Annotated in this window: 16 protein-coding genes and 1 tRNA gene; all 17 read right to left on the bottom strand. The window is 38.8% G+C overall.

Annotated features, from left to right (window positions below):
* Window positions 1-19: 19 nt before the first annotated feature.
* Window positions 20-808, bottom strand: coding sequence for an acetyl-CoA carboxylase carboxyl transferase subunit alpha (locus tag KQI94_RS07245; RefSeq protein ID WP_002368763.1), 789 nt, complete (start codon window positions 806-808; stop codon window positions 20-22).
* 1 nt (window position 809) lies between these two features.
* Complete coding sequence (gene accD, locus KQI94_RS07240) at window positions 810-1676, bottom strand: acetyl-CoA carboxylase, carboxyltransferase subunit beta (protein ID WP_002356293.1); 867 nt, start codon at window positions 1674-1676, stop codon at window positions 810-812.
* Window positions 1677-1770: 94 nt separating this feature from the next.
* Complete coding sequence (locus KQI94_RS07235; RefSeq protein WP_002359385.1) at window positions 1771-3141, bottom strand: acetyl-CoA carboxylase biotin carboxylase subunit; 1371 nt, start codon at window positions 3139-3141, stop codon at window positions 1771-1773.
* Between the two features lie 7 nt (window positions 3142-3148).
* Window positions 3149-3574, bottom strand: a complete 426-nt coding sequence (fabZ, locus tag KQI94_RS07230; RefSeq protein WP_002356286.1) for a 3-hydroxyacyl-ACP dehydratase FabZ — start codon at window positions 3572-3574, stop codon at window positions 3149-3151.
* A gap of 3 nt (window positions 3575-3577) precedes the next feature.
* A complete protein-coding gene (gene accB / locus KQI94_RS07225; protein WP_002368761.1) occupies window positions 3578-4066 on the bottom strand; it encodes an acetyl-CoA carboxylase biotin carboxyl carrier protein in 489 nt (162 codons plus the stop codon).
* A gap of 1 nt (window position 4067) precedes the next feature.
* Window positions 4068-5303 (bottom strand): beta-ketoacyl-ACP synthase II, encoded by a 1236-nt coding sequence (gene fabF, locus KQI94_RS07220; RefSeq protein WP_216454349.1) that lies wholly within the window; start codon window positions 5301-5303, stop codon window positions 4068-4070.
* A gap of 18 nt (window positions 5304-5321) precedes the next feature.
* The gene (gene fabG / locus KQI94_RS07215) at window positions 5322-6059 is read right to left on the bottom strand and encodes a 3-oxoacyl-[acyl-carrier-protein] reductase (protein WP_002356283.1); all 738 of its coding nucleotides are present in this window, start codon (window positions 6057-6059) and stop codon (window positions 5322-5324) included.
* Between the two features lie 3 nt (window positions 6060-6062).
* Complete coding sequence (gene fabD / locus KQI94_RS07210; RefSeq protein WP_002356280.1) at window positions 6063-6992, bottom strand: ACP S-malonyltransferase; 930 nt, start codon at window positions 6990-6992, stop codon at window positions 6063-6065.
* Between the two features lie 32 nt (window positions 6993-7024).
* The gene (fabK, locus tag KQI94_RS07205; protein WP_002356279.1) at window positions 7025-7981 is read right to left on the bottom strand and encodes an enoyl-[acyl-carrier-protein] reductase FabK; all 957 of its coding nucleotides are present in this window, start codon (window positions 7979-7981) and stop codon (window positions 7025-7027) included.
* A 136-nt stretch (window positions 7982-8117) separates the two neighbouring features.
* On the bottom strand, window positions 8118-8345 hold the full coding sequence (locus KQI94_RS07200) for an acyl carrier protein (protein WP_002356278.1): 228 nt from the start codon (window positions 8343-8345) through the stop codon (window positions 8118-8120).
* A gap of 52 nt (window positions 8346-8397) precedes the next feature.
* The gene (locus KQI94_RS07195; RefSeq protein WP_002368755.1) at window positions 8398-9363 is read right to left on the bottom strand and encodes a beta-ketoacyl-ACP synthase III; all 966 of its coding nucleotides are present in this window, start codon (window positions 9361-9363) and stop codon (window positions 8398-8400) included.
* Window positions 9364-9378: 15 nt separating this feature from the next.
* Window positions 9379-9819 (bottom strand): MarR family winged helix-turn-helix transcriptional regulator, encoded by a 441-nt coding sequence (locus KQI94_RS07190; RefSeq protein WP_002362455.1) that lies wholly within the window; start codon window positions 9817-9819, stop codon window positions 9379-9381.
* A 389-nt stretch (window positions 9820-10208) separates the two neighbouring features.
* Window positions 10209-10439, bottom strand: coding sequence for a YkuJ family protein (locus KQI94_RS07185; protein WP_002379802.1), 231 nt, complete (start codon window positions 10437-10439; stop codon window positions 10209-10211).
* Between the two features lie 100 nt (window positions 10440-10539).
* Window positions 10540-11430, bottom strand: a complete 891-nt coding sequence (locus KQI94_RS07180; RefSeq protein ID WP_002356274.1) for an NAD(P)-dependent oxidoreductase — start codon at window positions 11428-11430, stop codon at window positions 10540-10542.
* 72 nt (window positions 11431-11502) lie between these two features.
* Window positions 11503-12726: a cell wall glycolipid biosynthesis glucosyltransferase BgsB gene (gene bgsB, locus KQI94_RS07175; RefSeq protein WP_002389260.1), complete on the bottom strand. Its 1224-nt coding sequence runs from the start codon at window positions 12724-12726 to the stop codon at window positions 11503-11505.
* Between the two features lie 46 nt (window positions 12727-12772).
* Window positions 12773-13777 (bottom strand): cell wall glycolipid biosynthesis glucosyltransferase BgsA, encoded by a 1005-nt coding sequence (gene bgsA / locus KQI94_RS07170; protein WP_002368752.1) that lies wholly within the window; start codon window positions 13775-13777, stop codon window positions 12773-12775.
* 192 nt (window positions 13778-13969) lie between these two features.
* A tRNA-Asn gene (locus KQI94_RS07165) sits at window positions 13970-14043 on the bottom strand.
* Window positions 14044-14124 lie beyond the last annotated feature (81 nt).

Genomic DNA, 14124 nt, shown 5'->3' with positions numbered 1-14124 from the left:
CGTTGATGAGTAGTAACTTCTAATATTTGCGAAAACGTTGGTATCTTTTTTCTAGTAACGTTTCCGTATCTAATTTAGCTAATTCAGTTAATTTTGAAATGAACGCTTTTTGTAACATCCGATTAATTTTTGTTTGTTTCAGAGGCTGACCGTTCATAACTTCTGGAATTACTTTATCTACAATAGCTAATTCCTTCAGCTCTGTCGCTGTGATTTTCATCAATTCTGCTGCTTCTTTCGCACGACTGCCATCTTTCCACAAAATAGAGGCGAAACCTTCTGGCGAAAGAACCGCATAAATCGTGTGTTCCAACATCCAAACTTCATCTGCGACTGCTAAAGCTAAAGCACCGCCACTGCCACCCTCACCAATGATGACTGAAATGATTGGCACTTTCAAATCAGACATCTCTAACAGGTTTTGCGCAATGGCTTCCCCTTCTCCCCGCTCTTCGGCACCAATCCCACAATAGGCACCAGCAGTGTTCACAAAGGTAATGACTGGGCGATTAAATTTTTCCGCTTGTTTCATTAAACGTAACGCTTTGCGATACCCTTCAGGATTAGGTGAACCAAAATTACGTTCAATATTTTCTGGTAGATTTCGGCCTTTTTGGATACCTACCACTGTAACTGGTTTACCTTGCAAAGTAGCAACACCACCGACTACAGCTAAATCATCGGCAAAGTAACGATCCCCATGAAATTCTAAAAAGTCCTCAAAAATTGCTTCTATATATTCTAAAGTTGTCAAACGATCTTGGGCTCTTGCCAAGGTAACAACATCATTGGCTGTTTTCTTTTCCATGTTAGCGCCACCCTTCCAAAGAATGTAAACGTAACAAGTCGCTCAATCGTTGACGCAAAAGATTTCTTGGCACAATCTGATCTACAAAACCATGTTCTAAAAGAAACTCGGCCTTTTGAAAATCATCTGGCAACTCTTGACGAATCGTTTGTTCAATTACACGGCGGCCAGCAAAACCGATTAAACTCTGAGGCTCTGCCAAAATAATATCGCCATCCATCGCAAAACTTGCGGTAACACCGCCAGTCGTTGGATCAGTCAATACCGTAAGATACAGCAAGCCTGCTTTGTTATGCCGTTGCAAAGCGGCCGAAATTTTCGCCATTTGCATCAATGAAAAAATTCCTTCTTGCATACGGGCACCACCAGATGCAGTGAAAATCACCACTGGTAAATGCTTTTCTGTCGCCCGCTCAAACAAGCGTGTGATTTTTTCACCAACAATCGTTCCCATACTGCCCATGATAAAATTAGCATCCATGATTCCAATTGCAACAGCTTGTCCTTCAATTGTTGCTTCTCCCGTTAAGACAGCTTCATCTAGTCCAGTTTTTTCTTGCATTTTTTCAATTTTTTCAAGATAACCAGGAAAATTTAGTGGATCTTTTGTCACTAATTCACTGTCCCAATTGTGGAAACTTTTTTCATCAACGGTTATCGCTAATCGTTCCCATGCACCAATCCGAAAACTATAGCCACAATGCGGACAGATTTTTTCTGCACCCATTTCTTTTGTATACAGTGTTCGCTTACAAGAAGGGCATTTTGCCCACATATTATCTGGAACAGAAGGCTTCTTTGATGCATCATTTGCATCAGCACGATTTGGATTAATGCGAATGTAATTTTTCTTTTTAAATAATGCCATTTGCTTACTCCTCGTATTTTAGCGGCAAGAGCTCAGCTCCTTTCAAAAGATCACTGATCTTTCCAAGCAAGAGAGCTCTTGCGGCGTTCTTTCTTTAATGATTGCTTTCTGGCTCCCAATTTGGTAGAAATGTTTCTTGTAAAAAGCTTGTGTCATAGTCACCTGTCAAAACATTGTCATGTGTAATTAAATCCAATTGGAATTCGGCATTCGTAATAATACCTTCTGTTACAATTTCATTTAAAGCCCTTTGCATTTTCATCAAGGCATCAAAACGATTTTCACCATGTACGATGACTTTCGCAATCATTGAATCATAATAAGGCGGAATTGAATACCCTGAATACATAGCGCTGTCTACACGCAAGCCCATTCCACCACTAGGCAACAAGAGATTTTGAATTTTACCTGGTGAAGGAGCAAAATTAAAGGCAGGATTTTCAGCGTTAATTCGGCACTCAATCGCATGCCCAGTCATGATAACATCCTCTTGGGTATAGCCTAAAGGTTCACCTGAAGCAATTTCTAATTGTGCTTTGACTAAATCAATCCCTGTTACCATTTCCGTAACTGGATGTTCGACTTGGATGCGGGTATTCATTTCCATGAAATAAAAGTCGCCAGCTGGATCCATCAAAAATTCAATGGTTCCGGCATTTTCATAATGTACAGCTTGTGCCGCTCGAACGGCCGTTTCGCCTAACATCTGACGCTTTTCTTCAGAAATAGCAATCGATGGTGATTCTTCTAACACTTTTTGATTATTTCTTTGTAGTGAGCAATCACGTTCTCCTAAGTGAATCACATGCCCATATTGATCACCTAAAATTTGCACTTCGATATGACGTGCTGGATAAATAATTTTTTCTAAATACATATCATCATTACCAAATGCGGCTTTGGCTTCTTGCTGCGCTGAAGTAAAGTGTTTCGGTAACTCTTCTTTTGAAAGAACTTTTCGGATTCCTTTTCCGCCACCACCAGCAGCTGCCTTTAACATCACTGGGTAACCAATTTCTTCAGCAATCGTCAACGCTTCTTCGACAGAATCAATGACGCCATCACTCCCAGGAATAACAGGTACTTTGGCTTTTTGCATCAGTTGACGTGCGTTTATTTTATTGCCCATTGCATCAATCGTTTCTGCTTTAGGACCGATAAAAGTAATGTTGCATTCTTCGCACATTGAAGCAAATTGACTATTTTCAGATAAGAAACCAAACCCTGGATGAATCGCTTCAGCATTGGTAACAATTGCTGCACTTAAAACAGCTTGAACATTTAAATAAGAATCAGTTGCTTTCGCCGGTCCAATACAAATGGCTTCATCTGCTAACTGTGTGTGTAACGCTTCTTGATCCGCTTCAGAGTAAACAGCAACTGTTTGAACGCCTAATTCGCGACAGGCACGAATAATACGAACAGCGATTTCTCCGCGGTTTGCGATTAATACTTTCGAAAACATTTTTCACCTATCCAATCATAAAGGTTAATTCAGCCTCGGCAACTTTTTTTCCATTAACTTTTGCCACACCTTTACCCATTCCAGCAGAAGCGCGGACTTTTAAAAGTTCAACCTCTAAAATTAATGTGTCGCCTGGTGTTACCTTTTGTCTAAATTTTGCTTTATCTAATCCACCAAAGTATGCCGTTTTCCCTTTGAATTCAGGCATTGAAAGTAATGCCACGGCGCCTGCTTGAGCCAACGATTCAATAATTAAAACTCCTGGCAAAACAGGATTCCCAGGAAAATGACCTTGAAAAACTTGCTCATTAACCGTTACATTCTTTTTCGCTACAACGCGTTCCCCAGGAATGACTTCTTCAACACTATCTAATAATAAAAAGGGATAGCGATGTGGTAAAATTTCTTGAATTTCTGTAATTGTTAATTTCATGTTTTATTCTCCTTTAGCAACTCGGAATAGCGGCTGACCAAATTCAACCACATCTTCATTGTTGACTAACACTTCCGTAATCACACCGTCAACTGTCGCCGTAATTTCATTCATTAATTTCATCGCTTCAACGATACACACAACGTCACCCGTTTTAACAGTGTCTCCTACTTTGACAAAGTTCTCTTTATCTGGTGCTGGTTGTAAATAAACGATTCCTACAATGGGTGACGTAATTTCTTCTGTCTTTTCATTGGCTGTCGGTGTATTGGTTGGCGTTTCTTCAGCTACAGAAACTGTTTCAACAGGCACTGACACACCACTAGCGGCTACTGGTGTTTCTTGTGGTTGCGCCACTGGTTCTACGGCACTTCGTCCAGAAACTGTATTTTTATTCATATATAATTCAAACGAGCCTTCTCGTAAATCAAATTCGGTTAAAGTTGATTGATCAAATTGTGTTAATAATGCTTTTACTTCTTCTAACTGCATGTTAATCCTCCCAGCGTTTTAAGCAAATAACTGCATTGTGGCCACCAAAGCCTAGCGAGTTACTTAAAGCATAATCAAATTTATGCTCTTTGCTTTCGTTTAAAACAACGTTCACCGTAATTGCTTCATCTTGATTTTCCACATTAATGGTTGGCGGAATAAATTGATGTTGTAAAGCATTTAGGGTAGCAATTCCTTCAATTCCACCAGCGGCACCTAAGAGATGTCCCGTCATACTCTTCGTACTACTTACATACGCCGTTTTTGCGGCATCACCTAAAGCCAATTCAATTGCTTTAGATTCTGCACTGTCATTGGCTTGTGTGCTTGTTCCATGGGCGTTAATATAGCCAATTTTTTCTGGAGAAATCCCAGCTTCTTCCATTGCTAGTACCATGGCTTTCGCTGCGCCGCTCCCATCTGGTGTTGGTGATGTCATATGATAGGCATCGCAATTAGCACCATAGCCAACCACTTCACCTAAAATAGTTGCGCCTCGTTCTAGAGCATGATCTAATGATTCTAAAATAAAGACACCCGCACCTTCTCCCATCACAAATCCACTACGTTCTTTATCAAAGGGAATTGAGGCTTTTTCTGGGTCAGTCGCCTTTGTTAAAGCGGTCAAGGAAGCAAATCCTGAAATACCGATTTCTGTAATAGGCGCTTCTGCTCCACCAGCAATAATGACATCGGAGTAGCCATGTTTGATATTGCGGAACGCTTCCCCAATTGAATGAGTTGCACTAGCACAAGCTGTCACTGTTGAAGTACAAATTCCTTTGGCACCAACACGTAAAGCAATATTTCCCGCCACCATGTTTCCAATCGCCATTGGAATAAATAACGGTGCCACACGTTCAGGTCCTTTGTCGTGCATCCGAATTACTTGATTTTGAATTGTTTCCAAACCACCAATCCCGGAACCCACCATGACGCCAAACCGATCCACATCTAGTTGACTGGTATCCAAGCCACTCATAGCCATTGCTTCTAAGGCCGCATAAATGCCAAATAACGAAAACTTATCCATGCGTTTTCCATCTTTTTTAACAAAACATTTTTCCATTGGAAAGTCTTTCACTTCAGCTGCTAAGGTGACACCTGTTTCACTAACATCAAATTTACTAATCGGTCCGATACCATTTTTCCCTGTTTTCAAACTTTCTAAAAAAGTCTCAGGTTCATTGCCAATCGGCGAGGTGACACCGTAACCGGTAATAACTACTCGATTCATCCTTTTGACTCCTTTCGTTTATCCGTGCATGACTAAGCCGCCATCAACATTCACGACTTGCCCAGTAATATAGGGACTTTTAGCTAAGAATATCGCTGTAGCTGCGACATCTTCGACTTGCCCAAACGTTTGTAAGGGAATTTGTGCATTCATTTGTGTTTTAACTTTTTCTGATAAAACATCCGTCATTTCTGTTTGGATAAACCCTGGTGCAATCGCATTGCAGGTAATACCGCGCGGCGCAACTTCTCGTGCCACTGATTTAGTAAAACCAACGACACCGGCTTTACTCGCAGCGTAGTTTGCTTGACCAACATTTCCCATTAAACCGGAAACGCTAGCCATATTAATAATCCGACCACTTCGTTGTTTCATCATACGTTTAACCGCTTGTTGGGTCATGTTAAAAGTTCCTACCAAGTTAATATCTAAACAGGCATTAAAATCCTCTTTTGTCATTCGTAATAATAATTTATCATTCGTAATCCCAGCGTTATTCACCAGAATATCAATCGAGCCTAATTGGTCAACGGTTGCTTGAATCATCTCACCTGCTGCATCAAAATCGGAAATATCTCCAGAAAGGCCAATACATTTTACCCCAAAGGCTTCAATTTCTTGTCGTTGTTCTGGCGTAATCTCACTCCGACCGTTTAAAACAATATTGGCGCCCTCTTTCGCAAAAGCCAACGCAACTGCTTTGCCAATCCCACGAGTGCTTCCAGTAATAAATACGTTTTTCCCTGTTAATTCCATTTTTTACCTCCCAGTAAGTGCTGTTAACGTTTCTGTTAATGTTGCAACATCTTCCACACGGTGCATTTCAATTGTTTTGTCAATTTTTTTAACAAAACCAGTTAATGTTTTCCCTGGACCAACTTCAATCATCGTTCCCACGTTCATAGCCTTCATCGTTTCGATACTGTCTTCAAAACGTACCGCAGACATGACTTGCTTTTCCAATAACGCTTGAATTGCCTCTTGGGGCATAATTTCGGCAGTCGTATTACTAATGACAGGAATTTGCATCGTTTGAAAGTTCAATTTTGCTAAATCCTGAGCCAATTTTTTTGATGCTGGTTGTAACAGCGCCGTATGGAAAGGACCACTCACATTTAACGGAATCATTCGCTTCACACCAGCTTCTTTGAGAAGTGTCATCGCTTGATCAACAGCAGCAACCTCACCACCAATCACGATTTGTTGTGGTGTATTATAATTTGCTGGAGCCACAATTCCGAAAGCACTGGCTTCTTGACAGGCTTTTTCAATTACTTCACGCTCAGCATTCATGACAGCAACCATTTTGCCAGTTCCTTGTGGTGCTGCTTCTGTCATGTACTGACCGCGCTTTTGGACCAAGGCCACTGCTTCTGAAAAACGCAAAGCCCCGCTGGCAACCAAAGCGCTATATTCCCCTAAGCTTAAACCCGCTACGACATCAGGCGTTAGTCCTTTTTGTTGCAAAAGACGGTAAAATGCGACACTGACTGTTAAAATAGCAGGTTGCGTATATTCTGTTTCATTTAAACGTTCATTTTCAGTAAAACAAAGTTCTGCCATCTCATAACCTAAGATATGACTTGCTTCATCGAAAGTTTCCCGAACAATCGCTTCTTGGTGATATAATTCTTCACCCATCCCTTGATACTGGGCTCCTTGTCCACTAAATAAAATCGCTGTTTTCATACGACACCTCATTTTTTGTTAAAATTATTCACTTAGCCCCAACGCTGATTCATCTTATGTACAATCGCTTTGCATTCAGACATGAGTGAATCAATGATTTCTTGGGCTGTTTCTTCTTTTTTTATTAACCCGGCAATTTGTCCCGCCATGACGGAACCGTAATCCATATCCCCGTCAACGACAGCTTTGCGCAAAGCGCCTTGACCAATCTTTTCAAACATTTCTAAATCAGGTACTTCTTTTTGAAGTTCTTGCTTTTCTAATTGATTATATTGAGCAGTTAATTTATTTTTTAAAGTACGCACTGGATGGCCAAAATGTTGGCAGGTAATTACTGCATCTAAATCACGTGCCTTTAAAACTTTCTGTTTATAATCTGGATGAACGTTGCATTCTTTGGCAATTAAAAAACGTGTGCCTAACTGGACTGCTTCAGCACCTAACATAAAGGCAGCAGCCATACCACGACCATCACCAATCCCACCTGCTGCAATCACAGGAATTGACACAGCGTCAACGATTTGCGGTAAGCCACTCATAGTGGTTAACTTGCCAATATGTCCACCAGCTTCCATCCCTTCAAAAATGACAGCATCGGCTCCAATTTTTTCCATTCTTTTTGCTAAAGCAACTGAAGGAACTACTGGGATTACTTTAATGTTATGTTCTTTAAAACGAGCCATGTATTTGGCTGGATTGCCTGCACCTGTCGTTACGACAGGAACCTGTTCTTCACAAACCAAATCGACAATTTCATCGGCAAAAGGTGAAAGTAACATGATATTGACACCAAAGGGTTGCTCCGTTAATTCTTTAACTTTTTTAATTTCTTTTTTTACGACTTCTTTTGGAGCATTGCCGCCAGCAATAATCCCTAATCCACCAGCGTTTGACACGGCACTTGCTAATGAAGCATCGGCTACCCAAGCCATACCGCCTTGAAAAATGGGATAATTGATTCCAAGCAACTCACATAACTGTTGATTCATTGATTTTATACGTCCTTTAGTTCTAAGATAAGTACACTTCATTCAAGTAAAAAAGGATTTTTCCGGCTTATTTACTTGTTTTTTTAGGGACTGGGTCATTTAGCAATTAAATGTCCCAGCCCCCTATTTTCATGTATTAGTTTGCTTGTTGTTTTTCTACATATGTTACTAAATCTTGAACGGTTTGGATGCCATCTTCTGTTTCGATTTTCACATCAAATTCATCTTCGATTTCGTTAATGATTTGGAATAAATCTAAGCTATCCGCATCTAATTCTTCTTGAATGTTTGTAGTTAATTGTACCTCTTCAGCATCTTTTCCTAATTCTTCTACGATAATTGCTTGAATTTTTTCAAATACCATGTGTATATTCCTCCAAAATAGTCATTTTCTTCATTTATATGTGAACAGTTTTTTACAGCGTTAGGAGCAGTGAGCCCCATGTTAAGCCGCCGCCAAATCCTGTTAGCACCACGCGTTGTTGGGAACCTAAAATTAAGGTCCCATTTTCAACTGCATCATCCAACAAAATAGGAATGCTAGCAGCTGAGGTATTGCCATATTTATCCATATTCGTTAAAAACTTCTCGCGGGAAATCTTCGTCTTACGTGCAATTTTATCGATAATGCGCACATTTGCTTGATGTAGTAGAAGATAATCCACGGTTTCGTCCGTCACGAGGGATAAAATATTTTGTGAAACATCTTTAATCGCAAAATCAAAAATACTACGTCCTTCCATCTGTAGCGTCTTACTAGCCTGCTCATGCCCCTGATAAAAAGGACTTTCGTTGATCGTGTAGCCTGACGTTAAAGCCGCCCACCGTTGTCCATCTGCTTGTAATTTTTCATTTAGAAAATGCGGTGTCTCAGCCGCTTCAATCAAGACGCCGGCAGCCCCATCACCGAAAAGCACCGCTGTGGAGCGATCGGTCCAATCCAACATTTTGGAAAATGTTTCGCCACCAATTACTAGACCTGTTTGATAACGACCACTTAAGACTAGTTTTTCTGCCATGCTTAAGGCATAGACAAAACCAGAACACGCTGCACTGATGTCAAAAGCAAAAGCCTCAGTGGCGCCAATTGCGCCTTGCACTTGGCAAGAAACAGAAGGCATATTGAAATCTGGTGTCACTGTTGCAACTAAAATAAAGTCAATCTCACTTGCTTGCTTTCCAGATTTTTCCAATAACTGTTTTGCGACTTGATGACATAAATCAGACGTATTTTCTTGCGTAACGATGCGACGTTCACTAATGCCTGTTCGCGAATGTATCCATTCATCAGAGGTATCCATCATTTCACTCAGTTGGTGATTCGTGACACAATTCTCTGGAACATAACGGCTTGTACAACTAATTCGTGCATAATTCTTCATGGGGATCCTCACTTTTTATTTGTATTCTTGCAAGAAATCATGAAGATTTTTTAGTGCTCTTAACAGCGCTTGTTCTTCTTCTTGCTCCATGCCTTTCAAAATGTTTTTAACCATTTCACGATGAAAATGCTGATGGACTCTAAAAAGTAATTTTCCTTTTTTAGTTAAGCCAAGCTTTACTACACGTCGATCATCTTCACTACGCAAACGTTCAACATAGCCTTTTTTAACTAAGTTGTTAATCGCTACAGTAAGTGTTCCGACGGTAATTGACAGTTCCTTGGCTACTTCTGAAGACGTTTTTTTCTTGTACATACCAATTGCTTCGATTGTGTGCATCTCCGTAATGGATAAATCATTAAATTGTGATTTTTTCAATTCAGATTCTTCAATCGTTAAGATGTCATTAAAGACACTGACTAAGTAATCGTTGACTGTTTCTAAATTAGGTTCCATTCTGTGCACCATCCATATACTTTGATTATCAAAACATTTGATGTTCAAACTATATCGTAAATAAGCAAAGAATGCAAGAGAATTTTCTATATTTTTAATGAAATATTCTTCAAATATTTCAAAAAAGGCGCATTTTCAAGGGACGAGGCTTTTAAAAAAAGGATCAATTACTTTGATACCCAAACCATTTTCACAGAAAAAGGAAAGAAGTGCAACTAAAAAGCATCACTGGCACTCCCCTGATTGAGAAGTGCCAGTGATTTTTGTTATATAATTCTTAAACTCCCACTAAGCTATTGCTACAACTTGACTGGATAATACGAGAAGAGAGTGAACCAGAAGCTTTGGTGCTTCTACTCCACTCCCTTATTAAAATGTAGGACGATTAATTATTGAATTAAGTCGTAAATTTCCATTGCTACAATATCGATGTTATCGAATTGATAGCTTTGGTGCGTATCAGATTCTGTTAATTCAAATGTTTCTGTTGATTTATCAAAACTTACAATACATTTCTCTACGCCTTCACGTTCAAAGCGGCGTACTTGTACTTCATTATCTGCTGCTTCGATCATTGCTTCCAGTCTCTTAATAATCGCCACAAGTTGTGAATGTTTCATCAGTGGGCCTCCTTTTGCAAACTAGTTCTGTACCATTGTAACAAAACATTGCCTAACTTGCATGATTTTTCGTCATTTTTTTTGATTTTTTTGTTGTTCTTTAATTTTTATTCGTTGGTTGCTTGCCATCTGTCCACCAAAGCTTAATTAAGGCCTGTGTGCCATCATTTTCAAACCCTTTATCTGCAAGGCTTTCATATAATTCTGTCGCTTTTTGCGTCGCTGGCAATGGAAGGTCAAGTTTTTTTGCTTCATCTAACGCAATCTTTAAATCTTTGATAAAATGTTTAACAAAAAAGCCTGGCGTATAATCTTCTTTTAAAATACGCGGTCCATAATTACTTAATGACCAGTTCGCAGCACTACCACCACCGACTGTTTCCAGAACTTTTTCTAAAGTTAATCCTGTCGCATTTGCATAAACGAGCATTTCAGTCAAACCGGTCATTGTGCCTGCAATCATTAACTGATTCGCCATCTTAGTATGTTGCCCTTTTCCAGCTGAGCCGTGTAGCATAAACGTTTTACCAAATGTTTTGAAAATTGGTAAGACGGTATCATAACTTTCTTGATCGCCACCAACCATAATTGTTAAAGTACCATTTTTAGCACCTAAGTCACCACCAGAAACTGGCGCATCCAACGCATGAGCACCCACTTCTGCTGCTTTTTTGGCAATCTTTTCAGCCAAGGTCGGCGTACTTGTGGTTAAATCTACTACTATTTTACCTGTAAGATCTGCTTGAAAAATCCCTGTTTCATTAAAATACACGCCTTCAACATCTGAAGGAAAGCCAACCATTGTAAAAATGATATCACTCGCTTCCGCAATTGCTTTTGGCGTATCATACCAAACTGCTCCTTCAGCAACTAAATCATCTGTTTTACTTTTTGTTCGATTGTAAACATTGACAGATAAATTGTTTTTCATCATGTTACGAATAATTGATTTTCCCATGACACCTGTTCCAATAAAGCCGATTTTAGACATAGTAGCTTCCTCCGTTCTTAAAATAAAAAACTTTCCTCCTTCAGTATAAACGAAGGAGGAAAGTTTTGCAGTTTATTTTCTTAAAGATGTAAATTTTACTTTAATTTTTTTAATTGAGTCCGCATTTTCTTTTTCCATTTGAAGTTGATCAAAGTAAATCAATGTGTCTTGATAAAATTCAATCATTTTGTTGCCAAAGTTAGTAGAAGAAATTTCAAATAATTTTTCATCTAAAATAGTTTGGTCCATTTTAATATTTGCTTGTATATAGTCAATCAATGTTGGGGCAAAATCACTGTCTGTCTTAAAAGTTTTGCCTAAGCTTTCATGATCAAATAAATTATTTAAATAGGCGTTCCCTTCTGCAACACATTGAACGCCAGCAGCCATCGCTTCTGTATAAGTTAAGCCTTGTGTTTCCGACGTTGAGGCGCTGACAAAATAGTCAGCAGCTTTATAATAAATGGCGACTTCTTCATTTGGCACTTCACCCGTAAATTGAACGTATTCACTGACTTCTAGTTCTTCTGCTAATTCTTTTAAATCCTCTAGATAGGGACCATTTCCAACTATTACTAAACGAGTTTGTGGTAATTTTTCAATAATTTGTGGTAATCCTTGAATAATTGCTTGAATATTTTTTTCATAAGAAATTCGACTTAACGATAACAACATAATCTGTTGCTCTTCAATACCTAGTTGTTGACGCATTCCAGCGATCATTTCTTCAGTAATATCGGGACGTAAAAACTTATCAATTTCGATCCCTGTTGGAATAATTCTCATTGGTGCGGTCACTCCATAATCCCGTAATTTTTCAATTACACGTTCACTGGGACAAACAACACCTGTCGTATGATTTGTAAACACTCTTGAAAAGAATTTAACATGTGATGGACGGACAACTTTTCCTTTAGCAATATAATGTAAGTAATCTTCATACATCGTATGATACGTATGGATGACAGGAATTTTCATTTTTTTCCCAACCATTTTCCCTAAAATACCCGCACCAAATTCAGTATGTGTATGAATTAAATCTAATTCCAATTCTTTGGCAATTAAATAGGCGTACCACATGCCGCGAACCACTACTCGGCGATCTTTAAAAGATACGAATGGCACACTAGGCATTCGTATGACATCTTCTTCAAAATCAGTCGCGTTAGGATCGGTTGTCGTAAAAATATACACTTCATGGCCGTGCTTTTCTAATTCATCTTTTAAGGTCTTAATAGAAGTCGCTACCCCACTCACTTGCGGGAAATACGTATCAGTAAAAAAACCAATTTTCACTCTCATTACCTCCATTTCATCTAACAATAACTGCCTTCAATATTTGTTAAGATAAGACTGTTTCGTAGACTTCTTTTAACTCGTAACCAATTTGCTTGATACTTCTTTGCTCTGCTACTTGATAGCCTGCTTCTCTAGTGCTAGGTATTTTCCCTTCTAATAAGCCTTCAATATATTTTTTAAATTCTTCAATAGAATGACCCATATAACAATTTTCATTAGCTACTAGCCAGCCTTGATAAACTGGAATATCACGCACTAAAACTTGTTGCTGACTAGCTAATGCTTCTAAAACAACAATTCCTTCCGTTTCTTCACGAGAAGGGAAAAAGAAGAGATTCGCTGCCGCATAGGCCCCTTCGATGACATCTCCTTTAATATAACCTGGGAAAATAACATTTTCTGGATGATCTTCTTTAACTAATTGTCGGATATTTTTTGGGATAGAATACATTGGTGTATCACCAAACCAAATAAATTGATACTCTGGTAATTGTCGTGCAACTTCAATAAAATCAGTGATTCCTTTGCGTTCAAAAAATAATCCCACACAAATAATTACTTTTTTCTCTTCATCTATTTTAAAATATTCTCGGAATTTTTGTTCCTTTTCTTCTGAAGGATAAAAGCGTGATAAATCAATACCATTTGAGATCGCCGAAATAGGCACTTTAATGCCATATCCTTCTAGCAATGTTTTAGAATACGGTGTTGGTGTAATTAAATGATCCGCTTTGGAATACAAACTGATAAGATATTTTTTTACTAATGGTGCCAGTTGATTAGACCCAATAAAGGAATTACGAAAATCTTCTTCTGTCGAATGGGCATGATAAATAACTTTTTTTCCTAGTTTACGTGCTTTTCTGACCATACGATGGCTATTTATGCCATATGTATTAATATGCAATATATCATAGTCACTGCAATCAGCATCTAATGTATATTCTATTCCAACTTCAGAGAGCGCTCGTTTCTGGTGATCTAATGCTCGACCAATACCTGATTTGGCTAAGATTTTCTCACCTTCAAAATATAACAATATTTTCAAACCCGCTCCTCCTTTTCTGCTTTACTAACTATAATAAACACATTATACCATAGCTAAAATTTGATGTATTCATTCTTCGGTAGGATCCTTTTAATCTTATAAATGTTTTTAAAGTCCCTTCTTCAAGCTTATCAAAAAATAGTGAATAAAACAAAAAAAGCAAAAACCAAGTTGGTTTTTGCTTTTGCTCAACTCCGGCAGTAGGACTCGAACCTACGACATCATGATTAACAGTCATGCGCTACTACCAACTGAGCTATGCCGGAATAATCGCGTGGCGACGTCCTACTCTCACAAAGGGAAACCCTTCACTACAATCGGCGCTAAGAAGCTTAACTTCTGTGTTC

The sequence above is a fragment of the Enterococcus sp. S183_ASV_20 genome (assembly GCF_018919685.1).
In the GTDB taxonomy this organism is placed as follows: domain Bacteria; phylum Bacillota; class Bacilli; order Lactobacillales; family Enterococcaceae; genus Enterococcus; species Enterococcus faecalis.
Note: the sequence above shows the minus strand (reverse complement) of the source record. Positions and strands in the feature narration are given on the sequence as shown.